At 60.3% G+C, this 22,821-nt stretch carries 17 protein-coding genes; 5 read left to right on the top strand and 12 right to left on the bottom strand.

Features of this window, described 5'->3' with window-relative positions; all coding sequences use genetic code 11:
• The first annotated feature begins 8 nt into the window (after positions 1-8).
• Positions 9-1,370 (top strand): cation:proton antiporter, encoded by a 1,362-nt coding sequence (locus ACM6IT_RS27455; RefSeq protein ID WP_056724784.1) that lies wholly within the window; start codon positions 9-11, stop codon positions 1,368-1,370.
• On the opposite strand, the gene ACM6IT_RS27450 is transcribed toward ACM6IT_RS27455, so the two are convergent.
• From ACM6IT_RS27450 to ACM6IT_RS27440, 3 genes are read right to left on the bottom strand one after another with little or no spacing between them, the layout of a single operon-like run.
• Positions 1,348-3,267 carry a PAS domain S-box protein gene (locus tag ACM6IT_RS27450; RefSeq protein WP_414919060.1) on the bottom strand — a complete coding sequence of 640 codons (1,920 nt, stop codon included), beginning with the start codon at positions 3,265-3,267 and terminating at the stop codon, positions 1,348-1,350. The genes ACM6IT_RS27455 and ACM6IT_RS27450 overlap by 23 nt on opposite strands.
• Before the next feature lie 13 nt (positions 3,268-3,280).
• Positions 3,281-5,569, bottom strand: a complete 2,289-nt coding sequence (locus ACM6IT_RS27445) for an ATP-dependent DNA helicase (RefSeq protein WP_414919059.1) — start codon at positions 5,567-5,569, stop codon at positions 3,281-3,283.
• Positions 5,566-7,233 carry a VRR-NUC domain-containing protein gene (locus ACM6IT_RS27440; RefSeq protein WP_414919058.1) on the bottom strand — a complete coding sequence of 556 codons (1,668 nt, stop codon included), beginning with the start codon at positions 7,231-7,233 and terminating at the stop codon, positions 5,566-5,568. The genes ACM6IT_RS27445 and ACM6IT_RS27440 overlap by 4 nt, the downstream gene beginning before the upstream one ends.
• A 195-nt stretch (positions 7,234-7,428) precedes the next feature.
• On the opposite strand from ACM6IT_RS27440, the gene ACM6IT_RS27435 reads away from it, so the two are divergent.
• Together ACM6IT_RS27435 and ACM6IT_RS27430 are read left to right on the top strand one after the other, a co-directional pair.
• On the top strand, positions 7,429-7,653 hold the full coding sequence (locus ACM6IT_RS27435; RefSeq protein ID WP_056724775.1) for a YgdI/YgdR family lipoprotein: 225 nt from the start codon (positions 7,429-7,431) through the stop codon (positions 7,651-7,653).
• Between the two features lie 137 nt (positions 7,654-7,790).
• A complete protein-coding gene (locus ACM6IT_RS27430) occupies positions 7,791-8,468 on the top strand; it encodes an MliC family protein (RefSeq protein WP_056724773.1) in 678 nt (225 codons plus the stop codon).
• A 45-nt stretch (positions 8,469-8,513) separates the two neighbouring features.
• On the opposite strand, the gene ACM6IT_RS27425 is transcribed toward ACM6IT_RS27430, so the two are convergent.
• The 4 genes from ACM6IT_RS27425 to ACM6IT_RS27410 all read right to left on the bottom strand — a co-directional run bounded on the left by ACM6IT_RS27425 (position 8,514) and on the right by ACM6IT_RS27410 (position 12,316).
• On the bottom strand, positions 8,514-9,599 hold the full coding sequence (locus ACM6IT_RS27425) for a polyamine ABC transporter substrate-binding protein (RefSeq protein WP_056724771.1): 1,086 nt from the start codon (positions 9,597-9,599) through the stop codon (positions 8,514-8,516).
• 74 nt (positions 9,600-9,673) lie between these two features.
• Positions 9,674-10,015: a cupin domain-containing protein gene (locus tag ACM6IT_RS27420; protein ID WP_414919057.1), complete on the bottom strand. Its 342-nt coding sequence runs from the start codon at positions 10,013-10,015 to the stop codon at positions 9,674-9,676.
• Between the two features lie 28 nt (positions 10,016-10,043).
• Positions 10,044-11,450, bottom strand: coding sequence for an NAD(P)/FAD-dependent oxidoreductase (locus ACM6IT_RS27415; RefSeq protein WP_056724767.1), 1,407 nt, complete (start codon positions 11,448-11,450; stop codon positions 10,044-10,046).
• 50 nt (positions 11,451-11,500) lie between these two features.
• On the bottom strand, positions 11,501-12,316 hold the full coding sequence (locus ACM6IT_RS27410; protein WP_223541226.1) for a helix-turn-helix domain-containing protein: 816 nt from the start codon (positions 12,314-12,316) through the stop codon (positions 11,501-11,503).
• 265 nt (positions 12,317-12,581) lie between these two features.
• Here ACM6IT_RS27410 and ACM6IT_RS27405 point away from each other — a divergent pair, with 265 nt between their 5' ends.
• A complete protein-coding gene (locus ACM6IT_RS27405) occupies positions 12,582-12,854 on the top strand; it encodes a DUF1652 domain-containing protein (RefSeq protein ID WP_008050083.1) in 273 nt (90 codons plus the stop codon).
• Positions 12,855-12,914: 60 nt separating this feature from the next.
• Here ACM6IT_RS27405 and ACM6IT_RS27400 read toward each other — a convergent pair whose 3' ends face one another.
• Positions 12,915-15,389, bottom strand: a complete 2,475-nt coding sequence (locus tag ACM6IT_RS27400) for a UvrD-helicase domain-containing protein (RefSeq protein WP_414919056.1) — start codon at positions 15,387-15,389, stop codon at positions 12,915-12,917.
• A gap of 279 nt (positions 15,390-15,668) precedes the next feature.
• On the opposite strand from ACM6IT_RS27400, the gene ACM6IT_RS27395 reads away from it, so the two are divergent.
• Positions 15,669-16,364, top strand: a complete 696-nt coding sequence (locus tag ACM6IT_RS27395; protein ID WP_414919055.1) for a pirin family protein — start codon at positions 15,669-15,671, stop codon at positions 16,362-16,364.
• 79 nt (positions 16,365-16,443) lie between these two features.
• Here the strand turns inward: ACM6IT_RS27395 and pgm are convergent, their stop codons facing one another.
• The 4 genes from pgm to ACM6IT_RS27375 form a co-directional block, all read right to left on the bottom strand.
• Positions 16,444-18,090: a phosphoglucomutase (alpha-D-glucose-1,6-bisphosphate-dependent) gene (gene pgm / locus ACM6IT_RS27390; RefSeq protein WP_414914458.1), complete on the bottom strand. Its 1,647-nt coding sequence runs from the start codon at positions 18,088-18,090 to the stop codon at positions 16,444-16,446.
• Positions 18,091-18,205: 115 nt separating this feature from the next.
• The gene (locus ACM6IT_RS27385) at positions 18,206-19,606 is read right to left on the bottom strand and encodes a PLP-dependent aminotransferase family protein (RefSeq protein ID WP_223541244.1); all 1,401 of its coding nucleotides are present in this window, start codon (positions 19,604-19,606) and stop codon (positions 18,206-18,208) included.
• A 40-nt stretch (positions 19,607-19,646) separates the two neighbouring features.
• The gene (locus ACM6IT_RS27380; RefSeq protein WP_414919054.1) at positions 19,647-21,137 is read right to left on the bottom strand and encodes a hypothetical protein; all 1,491 of its coding nucleotides are present in this window, start codon (positions 21,135-21,137) and stop codon (positions 19,647-19,649) included.
• A gap of 552 nt (positions 21,138-21,689) precedes the next feature.
• The gene (locus tag ACM6IT_RS27375) at positions 21,690-22,712 is read right to left on the bottom strand and encodes a zinc-dependent alcohol dehydrogenase family protein (RefSeq protein WP_056724755.1); all 1,023 of its coding nucleotides are present in this window, start codon (positions 22,710-22,712) and stop codon (positions 21,690-21,692) included.
• Between the last annotated feature and the right edge of the window lie 109 nt (positions 22,713-22,821).

Raw genomic sequence — 22,821 nt, 5'->3', positions numbered from 1 at the left:
TCTGAGCCATGAGTTTCGTTGCCTGGGTGGCGGTGTTGGGCGCGGTGTTACTGACCCTGGCACTGACCTCGTCGTACCTGCGCTGGATGCCGGTCACCACTTCAGCGGTGTGCCTGGTCCTGGGCATCGCCATCGGGCCGGCGGGCCTGGGTTTGCTCAGGCTGGATATCGACGAGGCGGCCTTCTGGATCGAGCACCTGACGGAAGTCGCGGTGCTGTTTTCATTGTTTGTCTGCGGGCTCAAGCTGCGACCACCGCTTCGTGATCGCCAATGGCGAGTGGCATTCACCCTGGCGGGACCGGTGATGGTGCTGAGCATTGTCGGTGTCTGCCTGCTGCTGCATTTCGCTTTCGGACTGGGGTGGGGGCCGTCGCTGCTGATCGGGGCGATACTGGCGCCGACCGATCCGGTCCTGGCCTCTCTGGTTCAGGTCAATGACGCCAAGGATGATGACCCGGTGCGGTTCGGGCTCTCGGGCGAGGCAGGACTGAACGACGGCATCGCTTTCCCGTTCGTGATTTTGGGACTGTTGTTTTTGCAGCAAAACGGCAGCTTCGGCAGCGGCCTGGATGACTGGTTCTTCAAGCGTCTGTTGTGGGCCGTACCCGCTGGACTGCTGACCGGCTTCTGGATGGGACGCGGCATTGGTCACCTGACATTGGTCATGCGCATCAAGAATGACGACAGCACGTTCTCCCCCAATGACTACCTGGCCCTGGCCTTGATCGCACTGGCGTATGTCGCAGCCGAAACCATCGACGGCTACGGGTTTCTCTCGGTGTTTGCCGCCGGCCTGGGCTTGCGTCAGGCCGAGGTCAAGACCAGCGGCGGTGCCCATACACCGGCCGAACATCTGGTTCAAGCGGTGGTCGGTCATCAACATGTCGAACCCGAGGCGGCCGTGCTCGGCAATGTGGAGCACCTGCAAGACACGCAAGTCGCCGCCGGGATCATGATGGGCGACATGCTGTCGTTCGGCAGCCTGGTGGAACGGGCCATGGAAGTGTTTCTGGTGACCTTGCTCGGTATTGTGCTGATCGCGCATTGGGACTGGCGGGCGCTGCTGGTCGCGTTGGTGCTGTTCGCCGTGATTCGCCCGTTGAGTGTCTGGCTGATGCCTTGGGGTTCGTTGCTCAATGGCCCCCAGCGCTGGTTGATCGGCTGGTTCGGGATTCGCGGCATCGGGAGCTTCTACTACCTTTTCTACGCCTTGAACCACGATCTGTTGCCTTCGGTGGCAACCTTGTGTGCCGACCTGACGCTGTCGGTGGTGGCACTGAGCATACTGGTCCACGGCATCAGCACCCAGCCGATGCTGGCCCGCTATGAGCGGCACAACCGCCGTGTCACTTCATCGCCAGGGCAATGATTTCCACCAGGTGGAGTTGGGTATAGGGTTTCGACAAACGTGGCAGGCGCGCGGCAAAGCCTTCCAGCCGATCGGCATAACCGGTGGCGAGGATGATCGGCACGCTCGGTCGCAAGATACTGATGGCCTTGGCCAGTTGAGCACCACTCATCTGTGGCATGGCCATGTCGGTTATGACCAGGTCAATCTCCGGTTCACTGCTGAACAGTTCCAGCGCCCTGGCACCGCAAGCCGCACTGATGACCCGGTGCCCAAGGTCCTCTAGCAGCAGGCTGGTGCTGGTCAACACCAGGCTGTCATCGTCCACGACCAGTACACACAGGCCAGGCACCGTCACGGCCACCGCTTCGGCGACCGGTTGCACCGCCGCACCACGGGTGGCGACCGGCAACCAGAGTTCGGCGGTCGTACCATGGTCTTTGCGGCTCTTGAGGATGAACCGTCCGCCCAGTTGTTCAATGAAACCGTGAACCATCGACAACCCCAGGCCCGTGCCTTTGCCGACGCCCTTGGTGGTAAAGAACGGGTCCATCGCCGAGGCCAGCGTGGCTTCATCCATGCCCTCGCCGGTATCGGTAATGTTCAGGCAGACATAGCGCCCCGCGGCCAGGAATGAGGTGCCATTGTCGAGTACTTCCTCGGTCCTGGCACTGAAGGTAATGGTCCCGCCGTGGGGCATGGCGTCACGGGCATTGGTCGCCAGGTTCAGCACGGCCAGTTCCAGTTGATTGACGTCCGCCATCACCGGTTCAAGATCCTCGGGAAAACATGTTTCGATGTTCACCGAAGGCCCCAGGGAGCTACGCAAGAGCCCGGAAATGCCGTCCACCAAGGCTGGTATCCGCACCGGTTCCGACTTGAGCTCCTGACGTCGGGCAAACGCCAGCATGCGCTGGGTCAGGGAAACCCCGCGCAAGGCGCCTTGGGTGGCGTTGTCGATCAGGCGGGTTATTTTGGGATCGTCCGTCCCCCGTTTGCGCACGATTTCCAGATTGCCGAGGATCACCGTCAGCAGGTTGTTGAAGTCGTGGGCGATCCCGCCGCTGAGCTGACCGATGGCCTGCATTTTCTGCGCCTGGAACAGGGCCTCCCGGGTTTGCTCGAGCGCCTGCTGCGCCTGGGTGACTTCAGTGATGTCCCGGGTGATCTTGGCAAAACCGAGCAAGGTACCGGTGTCACCCCGGATCGGTTCGACAATCACATGGGCGAGGAACCGCGTACCGTCCTTGCGCACCCTCCAGCCCTTGTTTTCAAAGCGTCCTTCACGAACGGCGATGTCCAGCGCCCGTTGTGGCTCGCAGGCATCGCGATCTTCCGGGGTGTAGAACATCGAAAAATGCTGGCCAATGACCTCTTCCGGCAAATAGCCCTTGATGCGCTGGGCGCCCGGGTTCCAGTTGCTCACGCGCCCGTCCGGGGAAAGCATGTAGATCGCGTAGTCGGTAACGCTCTGCACCAGCAGGCGGAACTGCTGCTCGCTTTGCTTGAGGACTTCCTCGGCCATTTTGCGATCGGTCAGGTCCCGGGTGATCTTGGCGAAACCCAGCAATGTGCCCGACGGGTCGAGGATCGGATCGATGACCACATGGGACCAGAAGTGCGTGCCGTCCTTGCGCACCCGCCAGCCTTCCCCCTCGAAACGCCCTTCACGAATCGCCGTGTCCAGTGCCCGCTGGGGCAAGCCCGCACGGCGATCGTCATCGGTGTAGAAACGCGAGAAATGCTGGCCGAGGATTTCCGCCTCCTCATAGCCCTTGAAACGCCTGGCGCCGGCGTTCCAGCTGGTAACGATGCCGTCCGGATCAAGCATGTAGATCGCATAGTCGATCACCGCATCGATCAATAGCCGAAAACGACCGTCTTCGATGGCACTGACCCTGGTCCGATCTTCGCTCATTGATCCCTCCGCCTCATGGTTTCACTGGAGTATGGGTCATACCGGGATTTTGGAAAGCCCACCAACGCGGCAGCAACTGCCTGACCTTGCTCTCGCCAAAACGGTCGTCGATCAACATCACCACCCCTTGATCCTGTTGCGTACGGATCACCCGCCCAGCAGCCTGCACCACCTTCTGCACACCAGGATAAAGATAGGTGTAGTCATGACCGGCACCGAAAATCGCGGCCATGCGTCGTTTCAGTTGCTCGTTCACCGGATTGAGCTGCGCCAGCCCCAGCGTGGCGATAAACGCGCCGATCAACCGGGCGCCGGGCAAATCGATGCCTTCACCGAAGGCCCCACCCAGTACCGCAAAGCCGACGCCCTGGCCGTCGGCGTGGAACTGCTCGAGAAACTGCTGGCGCTGCGCTTCGCCCATGCCTCGGGACTGCGACCACAGACTGATGTGCGGATGTTTCTCGGCCAGCAACTGCGCCACCTGCTGCAAATAATCGAAACTGCTGAAAAACGCCAGGTAGTTGCCGGGGCGCTCGCAGAACTGCCTGGCGATCAAGTCCACGATTGGTTCCAGAGACGCCTGGCGATGTACGAACCGCGTGGAGATCTGGTCGACGATGTGCACCTGCAGTTGATCGGCGTGAAACGGCGACTCGACATCGATGCACACGGTGTCCGCCGGTGTTCCCAGCAGATCGGCGTAATAGTGCCGGGGGCTGAGGGTCGCGGAAAACAGCACCGTGCTGCGCGCGGCGGTCAGGCGCGGACGGAGGAACCCGGCGGGGACCACATTGCGCAGGCACAGTTGCGAGAGGCTGCGCTGGCGCTCGAGGTCGCGCTTGCTGATGTCGAACAGGAACTGCTCATCGAACAGTTCGCCGACCCGGCAAAAATGCAGCATGTCGAAGTAAAACCCCTGCAGTGCGCTGTCCAGGCCCTGAGGGTGATCGTTGAGGTAGTCACCGATGCTGGCGCTGCACGATGACAGTGCCTGAAGGAGCTTTTCCGGCCCCTTGTCATAGGCCTGATAGGCGCCGGTTTGTGCGTTATGCAGGGCATTCCACTCGCGGTTGACCCGCTGCAGCGGTTTTTTCAGCACGACGGGCGCGGTTTTGCGCACGCCGTTGAAGGTCGCCTGATCGAGGCTGGCGCTGTACATCTGCCGGCCCCGCTCCACCAGGTTATGGGCTTCGTCGACCAGCACAGCGACCTTCCAGTTGTTGGCCTGGGCCAGGCCGAACAGCAACGCGCTGAAATCGAAGTAATAGTTGTAGTCGGCAACCACCACGTCGGCCCAACGCGCCATTTCCTGGCTCAGGTAATACGGGCAGACATCGTGCGCCAGGGCAACCTCGCGCAAGGCGCTCTGGTTCAACAGGCTCAGTTGACTGGCCACCTGCCGTGCGGCGGGCAGGCGATCGTAGAAACCCCGGGCCAGTGGGCAGGACTCGCCGTGGCAGGCTTTGTCCGGGTGCTCGCAAGCCTTGTCCCGGGCGATGATCTCCAGCACCCGCAATGGGGGCGCATTGGCGCTGGAAAGAATCACTTGCGCGGCGTCCAGGGCCAGTTTCCGTCCCGGGGTTTTCGCCGTGAGGAAGAACACCTTGTCCAGTTGCTGCGGCGCCAGGGCCTTGAGCATGGGGAACAAGGTGCCCAGGGTCTTGCCGATGCCCGTAGGCGCCTGGGCCATCAGGCAGCGCCCGGTGCTGACGGCCTTGAACACCGATTCGGCCAGATGGCGCTGCCCTGGTCGAAAACCGGCATGGGGGAAGGCCAGGCCCTGGGCCGCCCGATTGCGCCCTTCACGATGGGCGACTTCCTGTTCGGCCCATTGCAGGAACAGCGCGCAATGCCGCTCGAAGAATTGTTGCAGCTCGATTGCGTCGAAAGGCTCGACCAGGCAGGTTTCCTTTTCGCTGACGATGTCGAAGTACACCAGAGCCAGATTGATCCGAGCCAGATCCAGTTTCCGGCACATCAACCAGCCATAGATTTTCACCTGGGCCCAATGCAATTGACGGTGGTTGGCCGGTTGCTTGCTCAAGTCGCCGCGGTAGGTCTTGACCTCTTCCAGGCAATTTTGCCCGGGGTCATAGCCATCCGCCCTGCCCTTGACCGTCAAGGTCTGATACTGGCCCTCAAGGGCGACTTCGCTTTGGTAGCACTCGCTGCGCCGGGAGGCCACCGTACGGTGACCGACGATACCTTCCTGTGCGGTCGGTGACGGAGTGAAGCGCAGGTCGAGGTCGCCGACCTTGGCGGTGAACTCGCACAGCGCCCGCACCGCAATGCTGTAGCTCAATCGCCCTGCTCCGTCCATTGCACATGGCACACGGCAATGGGCATCTGGTGTTCGTGACAGAATTCCAGCCAGCGCAACTGGTTGTCCTGCAGGCGATCGCCCGGGCCTTTGACTTCGATCATGCGGTAGGTCTTTTGCTGCGGCCAGAACTGGATCAGGTCCGGCATGCCGGCGCGATTGGCCTTGATGTCCAGCAAGAGGCGGTTGAACCAGTGCTTGAGGTGCTCGGCCGGGAGGCAATCGAGGGCTTGTTCCAGCAACTCTTCGCTGAGCACGCTCCAGAACACGAACGGCGACTGCACACCCCACTTGGCGGCATAACGTTCGCGAATGGTCTGCCGGTAGCGCCCGTCCTCAAGTTCGGCCAGGCACGCCTGAAACAGTTCGGCCCGGCGGACCTGGAAGTCTTCGCTGAGCAGATCCACCGGCCCGCGCTGGAATGGGTGAAAAAACGCCCCCGGCAACGGCGCGAAGATCGCTGGCCAACACAGCAGGCCAAACAGTGAATTGACCAGGCTGTTTTCCACGTAGTGCACCGGCGCCGACTCTTGCCCCAGATGCGCCTGAACGTAGAACTCCACCGATAACGCCGGGTCTGTCCTGGGCAATTGCAGGTCCAGGCGCTGCATTGCCCGAGGCGCTGCCCGCTTGATGGGCGGCCCGCCGAGCTTGCGCCGCAGGCGTGGCAGCACGCGGAGCAACTGCTGGTGTTCGGCGGCACTTTCCGGCGCCTGCTCGGCCTGCTCGGCCAGGTCCAGGGCCTGCTCGAACTGGCCGCTGCGCTCCAGCACGCGAATGAGCCGCGCCCGCGCGCCCGGGTAAGCGCATTCAAGGTACAGGCTCTGGGCCATGGAGAAATCCGCGATGCGCTCGCAGTACTGGGCCATCTGGAACAGCAACTTGCCGCGCCGGCGTTGCAACCACGGATTATCCAGCGTCAGGCCATTGATCCGCCCGGCCACCTCCTCCAGCGCTTCACCGGCCTCGAATTGTTGCTGGTACGCGTGCAGGAGGACGCAGGCATCCACATCTTCGCGGCTGCGCAAACCACGGGACTCGGCGCAGAATTCGACTTTTTCGTAGGTGTAGATACCGAGGTCGGCCAACACGAACTCCGACCAGTCCTGATACAGGTTGCCGAAAAACATCAGGCGCAGGCGATCGCACAATTGCATGATGGTCAGGCTGAACAGGCGCTCGTCCAGGGTCGGGCACCAGTCGTTGAAGCTTTTTACCTGGGGAAACTGCTCGCACAGCGCTGGCAGCCAATCGGCTTTCTTGCCTTTGGGTTGATCGATAGCCGGGCCAAAGGCCTGGAGGATTTCACCCTTGAGCAGCACCTCGAACAGCGCTTCGACCGCCAACGGCATTTGCTCATCGACCCAACCGAGCGCTAACAGCGGCCCGACGGCGCTGCCGGTATCGCCGATTTCCTCGTAATGCAGTTTGCTCGCCCTGAAATGAACGCCCTTGCGCATGACCATTCTGACCAGCAGTGCCTGCGATTCACGGGGCAACCGCTTAAACTGATTAATGAAACGCAGTTCGTCGACGCTCAGCACATCGGCAAAGCGCTGCTCAAGCCAATCAAGCACTTGCATGAAGTTGTTCAAGTAGTAGAACGGGTCGTCGAGGGGATTTGCGGTCACTGGAAAATGGGCCATGTCGAGGGGTACTGGTTATGCATACAGATACCAGTTCCACGCCGCGTGGCGCAATCGGAAAAGGATAAATGGCGACGCTGTACGGAATTTTCCCCGGGCAGTAGAACTTTCTGCCCCCTGGCGGCACCAACCGCCATACAGATGCAGTGACAGCCTCGGGCTGATGGCGCTGCTTTAAACGAACGGGAGGTGATCATGGACATCAAGACATTGGGCTTGCCCCTGGCTGCAGCGGCCCTGCTGGCGCTCGCCGGTTGCTCGACGCCAACGGTGGTGACGCTGCAGAACGGCACTCAATACCTGACCAAGGACATGCCGAAGACCAAAACCAAGGACGGGTTCTTTGAGTTTGAGGACATTTCCGGAGCGATGGTGAAAGTCAGGGCCGATGAAGTGGCGACGATTCGTGAGGAAGACTGACGTTTCTCCTGGCACGATGTGGCAGGTTTCGAGCACTGCTTTACACTCGATAGACCCCGTGCGACCGAATGACTGTGCAGCGCTTCGACACAGGCGTTGCAATACGGGCTTCACGCAAAGACTCAGGTGACGCCGAAATGAAAATGGTCATGCCACTTCTGGCCTCTGTGCTCGCCGTCAGCACGTGCGTGACGGCGAGCCTGTGTGATGCCGCCACAAAGGCAAAACCAAAGCCAAGGCCCTTGCCAACGTACAAAACCAGTTTCGATTGCGCCAATCCCCAGGCCTCCGCCGAAAGGCTTATCTGTCATGACGCCCAACTGGCGAGCATGGATCTGGAACTCAATCGCCTTTATCTGCTGGCACTCTCTGACGACCATTCAGTGCCGCGCCCGAATAAAGTCGAGATTGACCAGCGGTTCTGGATTGAGTCACGCAACCAGTGTGGTGGCGGGCCGCAAGACAAGGCGTGCGTCATCCGAAGTTATGCCGAGCGTGCGTTCCAACTGCGCCAGGGTTCGGCCATTGCGCGAACCAAGGACCCCAGCAGGCTCACCGAAGGGCCGTTGGCTTATCGTTGCGCGGGGTTTAACGCATTGGTTGCCGCGACCTTCTTTACGGTCGAACCGGGCGTGGTGCTCCTTAAATGGGCCAACACCTCGGTGACGTTGAACCAGGTGCCGAACAATTCCGGAACCCAGTACACGGGCAAGGACTACAAAGGCAGCTACAGCTTCTGGCAACTCGGCGATGACGTGTTTTTCCAGATACCCGGCTCAGGCCAGATGAGTTGCGCAGCCGAGCCGGTCAGCTGATAAGGGTGGCAACGGGACGTCCTGTCCCGAATGCCTGACCAGGTTTCAGCTGCCGGTGCGAATCTTGTTCCACACTCGTGTGCGAATCCGGTCGATATTTAACGGCATGGCTTCCAGGGCAAACAGCTTGCCCATCATTTCCGGACTTGGGTACACCTTGGTGTCGTTCTTGATGGCCGGGTCGATGAGGCTGTCGGCCTGTTCATTGCCATTGGCGTAATGCACATGGTTACTGATGCCGGCCATGACGTCCGGGCGCAGCAGGTAGTTCATGAAGGCGTAACCGGCCTTTTCATCCGGGGCATCGACCGGCATGGCAACCATGTCGAACCAGATCGCGGCGCCCTCCTTGGGAATCGAATAGCCGATGTCGATACCATTCCTGGCTTCCCTGGCGCGGTTCTCCGCCTGCAGGATGTCACCGGAGAAGCCGACCGCGACGCAGATATCACCATTGGCCAGGTCGCTGGTGTACTTGGACGAGTGGAAGTAGCTGACATACGGCCGCACCTTCATCAGCAGGGCTTCGGCCTTCTTGTAGTCTTCCGGGTTCTTGCTGTGATGGGGCAGCCCGAGGTAGTTCAACGCCGCCGGTAGCAGCTCCGGACCGTTGTCGAGGATGGCCACCCCGCACTTCTGCAACTTCTGCATGTTCTCGGGCTTGAAAATCAGGTCCCAGGAGTCCACCGGGGCGTTGTCCCCCAGCACGGCCTTGACCTTGGCGATGTTGTAACCGATGCCGGTGCTGCCCCACAGGTACGGGAAGCCATGCTCGTTGCCCGGATCGTTGGTCTGCAACGCCTTGAGCAACACAGGGTTGAGGTTCTTCCAGTTCGGCAGCTGACTCTTGTCGAGTTTCTTCAGCGCGCCGCCTTCAATCTGCCGGGCCATGAAGTGGTTGGACGGGAACACCACGTCGTAGCCGGATTTGCCGGTCATCAACTTGCCATCGAGGGTTTCGTTGCTGTCATAGACGTCATAGGTGACGTCGATGCCGGTTTCTTTCTGGAAGTTTTTCGTGGTGTCTGGCGCGATGTAATCCGACCAGTTGTAGATCTTGACGGTTTCGGCGGCCTGGCTGATCGATGCCACGAGCATCAGCGGGGCCAGGGTCAGTGTCTTTCGGATCATGGGTCGATTCCTGTAGTTTTTTTTGTTGGCAGGCAATCAAAGGATCAGCTTTCAAATTTCAAAGAATTGAAAACTCAAAAAATCAGCACGTAGGTCTTGCGCACGGTTTGCTGGATGTCCCAGATGCCCAGGCTGTTGGCCGGCAACATCAGTGCGTCGCCGGCTTCTATGTGCAGAGGCTCGCCGCCGTCCGGGGTGAAGGTGCAGCGGCCCTGGATGAAGTGACAGAATTCCTGGGCGACGATCTGCCGCCGCCAGCGCCCCGGGGTGCACTCCCAGACGCCGGTCTCGACGCCGTCGTCGCGTTCGACGCTGGTGGTCGACGCCACGGCCACGGGGGTGCCCAGGGGCACGGCGACCGGATTGGATTCGTCCAGTTTCAGGGTTGCGGTGTTCTTGAACTGCGTGATGCTCATGGGAATACCTGTCGATGTAGAAGCGCGTTTAGTGCATGAAACCTTCCATGAAACCGGCGACCCCGCTGGCCAGCTTGCGCCGCCAGGGCGCAGTGGCCGGGTTGGCCAGGGTCTGGTCTTCATGGACAAAGCTGCGGATGATCGCGTTGTAGCCGAGCCAGCGGATTGGCTCCGGCTCCCAGGCCCGCAGTGCGTCGAGGCCGCGCTGGGGGATGACCCACGGCTGGCGCACCAGTTCGGTGTCGCGCCCCAGGATCAGGTCAGCCAGCGTGCGGCCCCCCAGGTTGCTGGCGCCAACGCCCTCCCCGCCATAACCGCCAGACAGGGCAATGCCGTTGGCCCGGTCGCAAAGCATGTGCGGCTGGAAATGCCGGGACATGCCCAGGTTGCCGCCCCAGGAATGGGTGATCTGCACGTTCTTCAACTGCGGGAACAGTTCGCCGAACAGGTAGCGCCGCAGCTGTATTTCGTCAGCGGTCAGGTCGAAGTCGTGGCGCAGCTTGCCGGCGAACTGGTAGCCGCCACGGGCGCCAAAAATCAGTCGGTTATCAGCGGTGCGTTGACCGTAGGTGACCTGGCGACTGGCCTCGCTGAACGCCTGGCCGCGACTCAGGCCGATTTCGTCCCAGGTGGCCGCGGGCAATGGCTCGGTCGCGACAATCAGGCTCTGCACCGGCATCTGGTAACGCCCCAATGGCGGCAGCGTCACGGAGTAGCCTTCCACCGCCGGCACCACCCAGCGACTGTGCACCGAAGCTTTCGCCGTGCGCAGGCTGCCGGACTGCCAATGGGTGACCGGGCTGTTTTCGTAGATTCTGACGCCCAGCCGCTCCACCGCCCGGGCCAGCCCCCGTACCAGCCTGGCCGGGTGGATGGTCGCCACGTGCGGCGCGTAGATGCCGCCGTAAGGTTTCGCGACGCGGATCTGTTGCGCCAGTTGCTCCGGGCTCAACCAGCGATAGTGGCTGTCGTTGAGGCCCTGGCGGTGGAGATCGTCCAGGTAATGACGCAGGCTGGCCTCCTGCTCCGGATAGCGTGCGGCGCAATACAGCACCCCGCCTTTACGGTAATCGCAGTCGATTCCCTCACGTTCGAGGACAATTTCCACTTCATCCGGAATGCTGTGCAGCAAATCGTAGGAGGCACGTCGTTCTTCGGCTGAGAGATTGGCCAGCAGGCGATCCTCCCCCAGCAAATTACCCATCAGCCAGCCACCATTGCGCCCCGACGCGCCGAAACCGGCGGTTTGCGCTTCGACAATGGCGATGTTCAGGTCTGGTTTGTGCTGCTTGAGGTAGTACGCGGTCCAGAGCCCGGTGTAGCCCGCGCCGATGATCGCGACGTCGACATCCAGGTCCCGCTCCAGCGCCGGACGCGCCAACAGCGGCTCGTCGAGCTGGTCCATCCACAAACTGATAGTGCGCCACGCCGGCATGCAAGACTCCGCCACTCAAACTTCGATGGCGTCGATCCTAGTGCGTGGGCTCAGGCGCTGTCTTGCGCGCGTGCACGCAAAGAAATTTGTTTGACGTAAGCCTTGGGTGACTGGCCGGTATGCTGGCGGAAACAGCTGTAGAACGCCGACAGCGAATTGAATCCGGCAGCGAAGGCCAGTTCATCGATGCGCACTGGCGGTGTGGCGGCATCCAGCGCCGCAAGCAAATGTTGCAGGCGTGCCTGGTTGACGTAGCGGTAGAAGCTCTGGCCCAGCACCTGGTTCAACAGGTAGGAAATCTGGTTGCGGCTGTAGCCACACTCCTTCGCCACCCGTTGCAGATCGAGATCCGGGTCCAGATATGGCTGTTGACCCTGGAAATACTGCTGCAGGTCATCGGCCATGAAGCTCAACTGGCGCGGCGACAGGCCGAGCCGGCTGACCGCCGGGCGATGGTTGCCGGACGTTTTACTGCCGGGTTGTTCATGCACCAATGAAGCATATTCATTGACCCGCCAGATCAGCCCGTCCTTGACGGTGATCGCTTCGCTGGCGCGGAACGACACCAGCCCTTCACCGCCGCGCAGGGTGATGCGGTACTGAATGAACGCGGTATTGCCGTCCAGTCGAATGCGGTCGGAATGCTCCAGCGCTTCATCCGGATCCCGGGGCATGCTGCTGCGTACGTACTCGCGCAATTCAGCCAGGCCCATGAGCTTGTTCTGGAAGAAATCGTTGTACTGGACCTCAGGGTGATAAAGCGCCATGACGCCGTCCAGATCCCGGTGCTTCCAGCGCAAGTGATAGCGCATGACCGTCTCGCCCGTGGCCTGGGTTTGCAGCGGGCCATCATCATCGGCGTGCATTGAACATCTCGACGAAAAAACACCGAGCTTGCCCAACTTGCGCTTTGTCTTCAACGACTAACCGATGATGGCAGGCGCCCGCAAATGGCCGACAAGCGTGAGCTGGATCAAAAAAAACGTTGGCAATCGCCAAACGACCTGAAAAATCCACAATATTTTCACAACCGGATGCTACTTTTAAAACCTGTCACTGGTTGAACCAATGAAGGTTCTTCCCTCCTACCATGAGCTAAAGGAAGCGCTCGATAATGAAGGCGGGCAACACATGAATAAAGGGTTCAGCAAAGTCACGTTTCCAAACGCCTGCCAGCTGATGCGCTGGCATTTTCATCCCATGGGTTTCGAGGCGAGCATGGACGCGCCGGGCAGCATGATTGCCCGTCTGTTTGATCGTGCCACTGGCGAGACCATGATCGCCATTGCCGGCATTCCGTGCGCCACCGTCATGAATGCCGCGGATGTAGAGCGAATAATCGAAGCGGTGGAGGATGAACTTGAAGCTTTCGTACCACCACAAGCCCTCAGAAGTTATGCCTGAAGGCTGAACACCCGCAAAAAAGCCCACGTCAGGTGGGCTTTTTTGTGGGTGAACAATCGCTCAAGTAGAAGCTTTGCCCTGCCGATGGTCGACAAAGAACGCCTTGCCCTTGCCGATCCGGTCGGAGGCCTTGGGCATGTTCGCGGCCTGGGTGTCTTGTGCGTCAACGTACCAGTAGCAATGGCTGACGGCGCGGGTAATCCCTACATAGGCCAGCCGCAGGATCTCGTCCTTCTGGGCGTTGTCGTAGGGTTCGCTGTCACCTGCCTTGCCCAGGCCCGCCATGCGGTAAACCTGATTCTTGTAAGGCGAGCTGGTCAGGTGCTGGCAATCGCCCAGCAAAAACACCGCATCGGCCTGGAGGCCCTTGGCACTGTGATAGGTCAGTTGCTTGAGCCTGCGAGCCTCATACGGCAAGCTAGAATCAACATTAACTACAGACTGAATATGCTCTTCTATCAATAACTTATCGCTGCTTTTTCGATAAAGCATCAAGATCGAATCGCCCTTTCGGTAATGCTCCATCAGGCGTTGGGCCATGCCTTGGTCATCACGATCGTGGACGTTCACCGGCAGCAACGCCTTGGGTTCGCCGCTGGCCTTGGCTTTCTTCCCGGCAATCGCCGGTGCTGCACGCACGATGTGCTCGGCGGCATCGATGATGTGCTGGTGGCTGCGGTAGTTGTCGCTGAGCATGACCTTGGTGGTGCTCGGCGACGGGAACTCCTTGTTGAACTCCATGAAGTAGCTCGGCGAACTGCCGCGCCACCCGTAGATGGACTGCCAGTCATCGCCCACACACAGCAGCGAGGAACGCTGGGCGCCGCGCCCGACGTGCATGGCCGGTCCGCGACTGCGGATCTCTGCCAGGCTGGCCCTGATCCAGGAGACGATCTGCGGCGAGACATCCTGGAATTCGTCGATCATCAGGTGCGACAGCGGCCGCAGCAGCTCATCGCCGAGCAGCTTGAGGTTCTCCGGCGAATGTTCGCTGAACAGGGCGAACATCCGGTTGTAGGTCATGATCGGTGGCTTCTGATCCAGCAAGTGATCTTCCAGCGCCCGCCAGTAAAGGCTCAAGGCTTCGAAGAAGAACCGGTCGGGATCGTCCTTGGCGAAACTCATCTGGCCTACCGCGCTCGGCACATCCAGCCCGAGGTTTTCGATGAACCCGGCGGCGGCGACAAAGCAATCGAGCAGCGGCGCGGAAGCGAGCTCGCCCTTGACCTTGTAATCGAAGCCCGGCCCAGCGCTGGCATCGCCGGCAAGCGAGGCCAGGACACGTCTGGATGATTCGTAACTATCTAGCCATATCAAAGGCTTACGACAGAAAGCTTGAAACAGGGTGCGCTTTACTGCCCACTCTGCGCGCACCGTCAGCTTGGCGTTCGGTCGCGTAACCTGCGGGTTTTCCCGAGGATCGAACCCCAGCACCACCCAGGCATCCAGGGACGGGATGTAGCCGTGGCAATGGAATGTCGAACCGTTGATATCGAACGACTGGCGATTCGGTTCGATGCCCTTGATGGGCCAGGCACCGGCGCGAAACCACAGGTCCTCGATGGCATCGCACAGTTCTTCATCGCGTTTGGCCGCCAGTTCGGTAACCCCCATGCGTTTCTGCACATCGGGGTGATCGCGCTCCAGTTCCTTGAGTTGCAGGGCATGCCGGGACAGTGGCTTGATCAACTCGCGAAAACGCTCATCGACACTGTGCAGGCGGTGATAGCAGGCGTTGAGCTGTTGGCGTTGAGCGTCGTTGATGCGCAGATCGAACGGATTGCTGTCGGCCTCCTCATCGCCCTGTGCGGCCCGCAGGCTGAGGTTCTCGAAAGCCTGCAAACGCTCGAAACCCGCAAGGCTGCGCACCATCGGCAGGATCCGCGAGTGAAAGGTGCGTACCAGGTCCCGCGCCTCCTTGAAACTGATCGCGCGGCCCCAGAGCGCAAACAGTTCGATCAGCTTGTTGATGAAGTCCTTGCGCGACTCGCGGGTGAAGGTCACCACCGTCATCGAACTCAGTTCAAAGCCCAGGTAGTGGGTCAACAGCAGGATTCGCAGCACCAACGTGGTCGATTTGCCAGCACCGGCACCCGCGATCACCGAGGTGGACGGCGTATCGCTGAAGATCATTTTCCACTGTGCGGCGCTGGGCTGGGCATGGGCCGGCAACAAGCGGGTGACATCGGCCTTCATGCGTTTCTTCAACTCGGCGCTCAACGGCAGGCGCCAATCGTCGAACAGCAGGTCATCGACATTCGGCGGTCGGTGTTCAGTGCTACGGGAGTCACGGATCAGCAGGACCTGCCGGCCCTCTTCCAGCCCTTCGAGCTTGCCTTCCTTGTAGCCGTAATCGACCCCGGCGCTGTGACCGCTGCGAAAACCGTCGGCCTGGCCATGCAGCCAAGACGCACGATGCTGTGCGTGCAGGCGGGTCAGGCTGTAGCCGAAGAATCGGGCGAGCAATCGCTTGATCAGCGGCATCTCGGCCAGGGGGCGAAGTTCAGGCGGAAGATCGGGGGTGTGTTGCGGCACGCGGACTGACTCCAGGGTGTGAGGCTGTTGGGCGCTATGGTGTCTGCATTTGCCGTCGAGTTCTAGTCAATTGCTTATGTCTCATTGGCTTATGCGATGAAGTGAAAGCTGGATGACAAAATTTCGAGCTCGTTTTATATCAATCCATTCGATGGGAATGCTGCATTTTTTACGCTTTTTATCGATTGTTACCTGTTGGATGATGGCCGTCATCACTCACCGGTCTCGCTTCGTGGCTCAGGCACCTGGCCCCATGACGAACCTTTCCTGGAGACGATCATGCTTGAACTCAGACCCTTCAACTCCCTCGGCGGCGCTCACCACGGCTGGCTGGATGCCCACCATCATTTTTCGTTCGCCGAATACTACGATGCCAAGCGCATGAACTGGGGCAACCTGCGGGTCTGGAACGACGACGTGATCGCCCCGGGCACCGGTTTCCCGCAACACTCGCACCGCGACATGGAAATCATCACCTATGTCCGCGAAGGCGCCATTGCCCACCAGGACAACCTTGGCAACAAGGGCCGCACCGAAGCCGGTGACGTCCAGGTCATGAGTGCCGGCACCGGGATCGCCCACAGCGAGTACAACCTGGAAGCGACGCCGACCCGGATTTTCCAGATCTGGATCATCCCGAACGAGTCCGGCCTGGCGCCGTCCTGGGGCGCCAAGCCGTTCCCGAAAGGCGACCGCGAAGGCTTTGTCACCCTGGCCAGCGGCAAGGAAGGCGACGACCAGAGCCTGCGTATTCGCGCCGATGCCCGGCTGGTAGCGGCCAATCTGAAGGCCGGTGAGTCTGCCGAATACCCGCTGGACAAGGGGCGTCGTGCGTACCTGGTGCCAGCCTCCGGGGTCATTGAAGTCAATGGCTTGCGTGTACAAGCTCGAGACGGTGTAGCGGTTGCCGATGAGCAAGTGCTGCGGGTGACGGCCATCGAGGACAGCGAGATTGTTCTGGTGGATCTGGCCTGATTCGGTAAATGCCGGGCGGCACAAAAAAAGGGGCGGCCGTGAATGGTCGCCCCTTTTTAGTTGCTGCAGGGTTGTGTGTTTATTTCGCGGAAATGGCACCATCGACCAGCGTTTGCGCCTCGGCCACCAGTTGCTTGAGGTGGTCGTCGCTGACAAAGCTTTCGGCGTAGATCTTGTAGATGTCTTCCGTGCCCGACGGACGCGCCGCGAACCAGCCGTTCTCGGTCATGACCTTGAGGCCGCCAATGGCCTGGTCATTGCCCGGTGCGTGGCTGAGGATGCTCTGGATCGGCTCGCCGGCCAGCTGGGTCGAGGTGACCTGTTGCGGCGAGAGTTTGCTCAACAGCGCCTTCTGCTCCGGATTGGCCTTGGCGTCGACCCGTACCGAGAACGGCTCACCCAGTTCGTCGGTCAAGGCACGGTACGCCTGGCTCGGGTCGCGACCGGTGCGGGCGGTCATCTCGGCGGCCAGCAAGGCCGGAATCAAACCGTCCTTGTCGGTGCTCCAGACGCCGCCGTCCTTGCGCAGGAACGAGGCACCGGCGCTTTCTTCACCGCCGAAACCCAGGGAACCGTCAAACAGACCATCGGCAAACCATTTGAAACCGACCGGCACCTCGTACAGGCGACGACCCAGGCGCTTGGCCACGCGATCGATCAGGCCGCTGCTGACCACCGTTTTACCTACTGCAGCATCGGCGCGCCATTGCGGACGGTTCTGGAACAGGTAGTCGATGGCCACGGCGAGGTAGTTGTTCGGCGCCAGCAAGCCACCGGACGGGGTGACGATGCCATGGCGGTCGTGGTCCGGATCGCAGGCAAACGCCACATCGAAGCGTTCTTTCAGGCCGATCAGGCCTTGCATGGCGTGGCTGGACGATGGGTCCATGCGGATCTGGCCATCCCAGTCGACAGTCATGAAGCGGAAGGTCGGGTCGACCTCTTTGTTCACCACGTCCAGGTCCAGGCGGTAATGCTCGGCAATCGCCGACCAGTAGCGCACCCCTGCTCCACCCAGCGGATCGACACCCAGGCGCAGCTTGGCGTCGCGGATGGCGTCGAAATCGATCACGTTGATCAGGTCGGCGACATAGGTGTTGAGGTAATCGTGGCGATGGGTGGTGCCGGCCTTCAGTGCCTGCTCGTAGCTGATGCGCTTGACGCCAGCGAGCTTGTTGGCCAGCAGTTCGTTGGCCTTGGCTTCGATCCACTTGGTGATGTGGGTATCGGCCGGGCCACCGTTGGTTGGATTGTACTTATAGCCACCGCTTTGCGGCGGGTTGTGGGACGGCGTGATGACAATGCCGTCGGCCAGGCCGCTGGTGCGTCCGCGGTTGTAGCAGAGAATCGCATGGGAAATGGCCGGTGTCGGCGTGTACTCGTCACCTTCGGCGATCATCACGGTCACGCCGTTGGCCGCCAGTACTTCGAGGGCGCTGGCGCCGGCCGGCGTGGACAGTGCGTGGGTGTCGATGCCGACAAACAGCGGGCCGTCGATGCCTTGAGCTTCGCGGTACAGGCAGATCGCCTGACTGATCGCCAGCACGTGCCACTCGTTGAAACTCAAGTCGAACGAGCTGCCCCGGTGCCCGGACGTGCCGAAGGCAACGCGCTGGGTCGAAATCGCGGCATCAGGCTGGCCGGTGTAATAGGCCGTTACCAGTCGCGGGATGTCGACCAACAATTGTGCCGGTGCCGGTTTACCCGCAAAAGGACTGAGTGTCATGCAAAACCTCTGGAATAGAGTGGTTCAGGAGTTGGGTCGCAGTTTACTGGCAGTTGGACCGCAAGGCGATGGGATCGATCCAACACAGTGGCGGTTGTTATTTTTTGTCACTCACTCACTCGATCGATTCCAGGCGCAGCGCATCCCCCAGCAGTCCCAGCGCGGCCGCCAGGTTGTGATCGCCACCGAAGGTATGGCTCAGGCGAAAATGCTGTCCGTGCAGACCGTGGAGGCTGAACAGCTCCCCCGGTGCAATGACCACCTGATGCGCCAGCAGACGCTGGAACACACGACGGACATTGACCCGACGCAAAGAGCGCACCCAGACCGTTGCACCACCTTCTGGCTCGACGAAACGCAAGGCATCACCCAAACGCTCCTGCAACAACTGGGTCAGTTGATTCTTGCGTTCATTGAGCAGCCGCCGCAGCACCAGCAGGTGTTGATCGATGCGCCCGCTGCTGTACAAGCGGGCGATGGCTTTCTGGCGAATCGGCGAGAGTCGGAAGGAACGCAGCAGAAAGTGCCGTTGCAGATCAGCGCTCAAATGCCTTGAAAGCAGATATCCATAGGGCGCTTCCGGCCCGATGATTTTCTCGAACGTGGAAAACACCATCAGACGTTCAGGGTCCAGCAAGTCTCGAAAGCGCACGCCGCCCAGGTCGAATCCAAGTTCGCCATAACAGTCGTTCTCCAGCACCCAGCTGTCGTGCGCGGCCAACAGTCGGGCAATGGTCTGCCTGTTGTCGTCAGGCGCCAGGCTGCCACGGGGCATGTTGAGGGCCGATGACAACAGCACCAGCCTTACCGGCTCGGTATCCAGGAGCATTTTCAACCGTTCCGGGTCCAGGCCACCATCGGCTTGCACAGGCAATTCGATCACCCGCACACAGGCGGCCTGGAACAAACGCAGGATCGTCCAGTCGCACGGCGATTCGACCACCACCGTGGCGTCTTTCAAGCCCAGCACGGCGATCAGGATTTCCAGTACACCGCGCAGGTCGGCGCCGATGTAGACATCGTCGGCGTGCCAGTAACGCATGGGAGATGTGGTGTAGCGTGCTGCCAGGGCGGTACGCAATTCGAGTTCGCCGCAGGGTTGCGAAGGCGACTGCGGCTGGCGGGGATACTGGCGCAGCAACTCCCGCTCCAGCAGCAACAAAGGACTGTCGAGCGGTTGCAGCAACGCCGGTTCATCGGCGCTCAGGACCAGCATCCCCGGGCGCCTGGCATTGACGTAGACCGCTTCCAGCAAGTCGCTGCCGCTGTCCTGCAGGTTGATCGAGGACACCGGCAACGCGTAGTAGCCGGACTTGGCCACCGAATAGACGCGCCCTTCTTTCTCCAGCAGCGAATAAGCGTACTGAATGGTCGAAATCGACACATTGAGGCGCTCAGCCAGATGCCGCAGCGACGGCAGGCGGATGCGCGAATCCCCTTCAGACTCGTTGATCAGGCTGACCAGGTATCGATAAACCGCCTGATAGGCGAAATCCGTTTCTCGTGGACCTTTCATCGGCGAAGGCCAGCCACGCTGGCTGAAAATCCGCCCACGCTCAGTGACCCGCTGACCATTCATCCTCCATCGTGATGCCGGCGTCAGGATCGTCCGGCGTATTGTGCGACGCAGCCCTTTGGATGATTGCCCCAGGCGCCCCGCCATCGACTGCGGGCGTCCACTCCATGCGGTAAAGCTGGCCAATCAGGCTCAGGGGTAATCCACTGACATCAATCATCCATTGCATGATCTGTTCGGCGACCGGGTGCCCCTGCATGGCCTTGTGCAACTCGGGCATGGCCACCAGCATGCCCGGATGGCACTGACGCAGAAAAGGCTCGAGCCCCGCGCCTTTATCGATAAAAGGCGAAAACAGCAGGCACACCAGTTGTGCTTCGCTCAGGCCCAGGTTCTTTTGCGCCTCGGCCGCCGCCCGGGCGCGCAGTTCGGTCATTGTCGCCGGATTGCCGAAGACCTCGATGGCCTGCTCGCACAATCGCTCGGGCACGCGCTTGCGGCGCATCATCACCAGGGCGCGTTGCAGGTATTGCGCAATGCCGGATTCGTAATTGCGGCCCTGCACGTAGCACGCTTGCAACCCCCTGACGTGCGCCGAGATCGACGGGCTGACAAACTCGTTGTCGCTGATCTGCGCGGACAGTTCGTCGGGCTGGAAGCCGAGAAATTCAGTCAGCATTGGCCAGCGTTCTTCCAGGTTGCTGACCAGCAAATCGTGAATGTCGATGCAGGCCGTACGGCGACAGGTCTCGAAGCGCTCTTGCGGACGCCACGGGGCCTGGGCGTAATCGGCGTAGAACCCCTGATAAAAGTCGCTGCCCAGTTCATCGAGCAATGCAAACAACCCCGCATAACCGGCCTCGCCCGTGTGGGAAAACTGCAGCCCGGCCTTGGTGGCGGCACGTTTCAAACCCTCGATGAATTGCTTCTGCTGACGCGGCGTGTCACTGATGAGCAACGCGTCGACACCTCCGTCCCAGCGGGCGATTTGTCCGTAGAACTCTCCCGTGGCCAGATAACCGTCATCCCACAGGTCGAACCCGCCGCGCCATTCCCGGCGATGGCCGATCAGCAGCAGGTTCAGGCGGCCGGACTCGCGACCGGAGTCGGAGACCGGCGTCAGATGATTGAACGGCAATACCTCCCGATCATCGACCATCAACACCTCGACCCGGGGATCGTCATAGACAAACAATGCGCTGTTGGTCCGGTGCATGTTTTCCACGGCCGCGCAGTTTGCTCCGTTCAACCGTAACGAGGCGATGCGCAACTGGAATGTCGCCGGTGTACGGGTAGCAATGGTCAACTGCGCAGCACGCAACAGCGCCAGGGTGTAACAGTTGTCACGAGCCCCGGACTGGATCGCCAACACCTTGTAATCGCCAATCCGCTCCATGCCCCCGGCCGCTACCGCCAGGCGCTGAATCAACAATTGCAATGCAGTGCGTTCGGCCCGGGAGAAAAAACCCAGCAATCGCTGCAGCACTTGTTGATAGACATAGTTCATCGCTTGGTCATGGATGCTGGTCATCTTTATTTACCTGATACTCGTAAGTTCAATATCGTGCAGACAGCAAATCCCGTTGGACTGTCGGCGCGAATGGAGTCATGGACTTTATTGCCAAATGCTCACACTTGAATTTTCTTGAAATTATTTGAAACGTTCGCAGCGCCCCCTCGTTTTAAAGACAAAGGAAAGGCCGGAGTGCCCAGCTGGCAAGGGCTTTCTCGTTTTAAACGGGAGTCCTAGGAAATGTCCGACAAGGTCCCACAGACACTTAATACAAGAAATAAGGAAGAAAGTTGTCGCTGTCTTTTTGGCAACTAAACAACAACCAACTAATTTGCAGATTTGCACCGATGGCGCACAGTGAAAAGTTCCAGCCTGATACCCAGCCATGACTCATTCCTTGAGATGAAAGTAATCATTCAATTATCAGGGCTTAGTGGCTGATTAGAAGCTACAGATTACGGGCAAAAACCAGTTCAGTTGCTGGACCGGCCTGCGGATCGACGGGTTTCGGGGGCTGAAACGAAAGAGTCCGTGCGGGCACGGACTCTTGGGAGGACTGTTGGATAAGTGCTACGCCGGTTCGACCTGCAGCGCGACCCGTTCGCGACACGGGCATTCGTCCATGTAGCGGTGTGCTTCGACAAACTCGGCAAACGGGAAGACCCGGGTCTTGAGCGGCAGCAGAACGCGGTCGGCGGTCAGCTGATTGATGTCGCGCAAGGCACGTTGCAGCGCGGCCTGGTCCTGGGTGATGCCCAGTTCCGGCTTGCCCGTGAAGTTGCCAATGCAGTGGACGAAGAACTGAATATTTTTCTGGAACGCTGCGCAGGCCGGGAAAGGCGTCTGGTTGCCACCTTGCAGGCCGTACAGCACCAGGCTGCCGCGAGGTGCCAGCACATCGCCCAGCAACGACATCTGCGGACCGCCCAAACCATCGAACACCACGTCCACGCCGCGGTTATCGGTGATCTTGTTGATCCGCATCAGCAGATCTTCTTCCTCGGTGACGATCACTTTATCGGCACCCAGCGACAGCAGGTATTCACGTTCCTCCGCGGTCTTGGTCGCGGCGATCACTCGAACACCCAAGGCCTTGCCCAGTTGTACGAACGAAGGTCCGGCGCAATGACTGGCGTCGGTCACCAGGGCGAATTGCCCGGGTTTGACCCGTGCCAGATCGGCATAGGCGAAATAGGCAATCAACAACGGCGTGTAGTGCACGCTGGCTTCAATCGGGCTGAGCACATCCGGATAACGGGTGACCGCCGAGCGCGGCAGAACGATCAGCTCACCGTAGACCGGGTAGTCGTTCGGGCTTTGGGCCGGGAAGCTGGCGACCTTGTCACCGACTTCCAGGTCATCGACGCCATCACCGACAGCGGTGACGATACCGGCCATCTCCTGGCCAAGGCCTGAAGGCAGACGGGCATGGGACGGGGCCAGGTTCTGGCGCCAGAGAGTGTCATACCAACTGATGCCGATCGCTTCGACGCGCACCTGCACTTCGCCCGGTGCAGGCAGAGCCGTCGCATGCTCTTCGCATTTGAGCACCTCGGCTGGACCAAACTTGTGAAAACGGATCGTGCGGGACATCGCAAACCTCGCCAAATGAACCTCTAATGCCTTGAACTCTAGCTGGGCTTTCAACCCAACACTATCTGTGGCTATTAATAGTCGACATGCCTGTCATTGATTCCGCAGC

Source organism: Pseudomonas sp. IT-P4 (assembly GCF_949767755.1).
GTDB classification, from domain to species: domain Bacteria; phylum Pseudomonadota; class Gammaproteobacteria; order Pseudomonadales; family Pseudomonadaceae; genus Aquipseudomonas; species Aquipseudomonas monachiensis.
The sequence above is the reverse complement of the archived record's forward strand: the minus strand, read 5'-3'. Positions and strand labels throughout refer to the sequence as shown.

Coding starts and splice junctions, on each gene's coding strand:
- ACM6IT_RS27435 (WP_056724775.1), top strand. CDS start 7,429: ATGGACATCAAGACATTGGGCTTGCCCCTGGCTGCAGCGGCCCTGCTG.
- ACM6IT_RS27430 (WP_056724773.1), top strand. CDS start 7,791: ATGAAAATGGTCATGCCACTTCTGGCCTCTGTGCTCGCCGTCAGCACG.
- ACM6IT_RS27375 (WP_056724755.1), bottom strand. CDS start 22,712: ATGTCCCGCACGATCCGTTTTCACAAGTTTGGTCCAGCCGAGGTGCTC.
- pgm (WP_414914458.1), bottom strand. CDS start 18,090: ATGACACTCAGTCCTTTTGCGGGTAAACCGGCACCGGCACAATTGTTG.
- ACM6IT_RS27380 (WP_414919054.1), bottom strand. CDS start 21,137: ATGACCAGCATCCATGACCAAGCGATGAACTATGTCTATCAACAAGTG.
- ACM6IT_RS27395 (WP_414919055.1), top strand. CDS start 15,669: ATGCTTGAACTCAGACCCTTCAACTCCCTCGGCGGCGCTCACCACGGC.
- ACM6IT_RS27410 (WP_223541226.1), bottom strand. CDS start 12,316: ATGCACGCCGATGATGATGGCCCGCTGCAAACCCAGGCCACGGGCGAG.
- ACM6IT_RS27415 (WP_056724767.1), bottom strand. CDS start 11,450: ATGCCGGCGTGGCGCACTATCAGTTTGTGGATGGACCAGCTCGACGAG.
- ACM6IT_RS27455 (WP_056724784.1), top strand. CDS start 9: ATGAGTTTCGTTGCCTGGGTGGCGGTGTTGGGCGCGGTGTTACTGACC.
- ACM6IT_RS27425 (WP_056724771.1), bottom strand. CDS start 9,599: ATGATCCGAAAGACACTGACCCTGGCCCCGCTGATGCTCGTGGCATCG.
- ACM6IT_RS27450 (WP_414919060.1), bottom strand. CDS start 3,267: ATGAGCGAAGATCGGACCAGGGTCAGTGCCATCGAAGACGGTCGTTTT.
- ACM6IT_RS27405 (WP_008050083.1), top strand. CDS start 12,582: ATGAATAAAGGGTTCAGCAAAGTCACGTTTCCAAACGCCTGCCAGCTG.
- ACM6IT_RS27440 (WP_414919058.1), bottom strand. CDS start 7,233: ATGGCCCATTTTCCAGTGACCGCAAATCCCCTCGACGACCCGTTCTAC.
- ACM6IT_RS27385 (WP_223541244.1), bottom strand. CDS start 19,606: ATGAAAGGTCCACGAGAAACGGATTTCGCCTATCAGGCGGTTTATCGA.
- ACM6IT_RS27420 (WP_414919057.1), bottom strand. CDS start 10,015: ATGAGCATCACGCAGTTCAAGAACACCGCAACCCTGAAACTGGACGAA.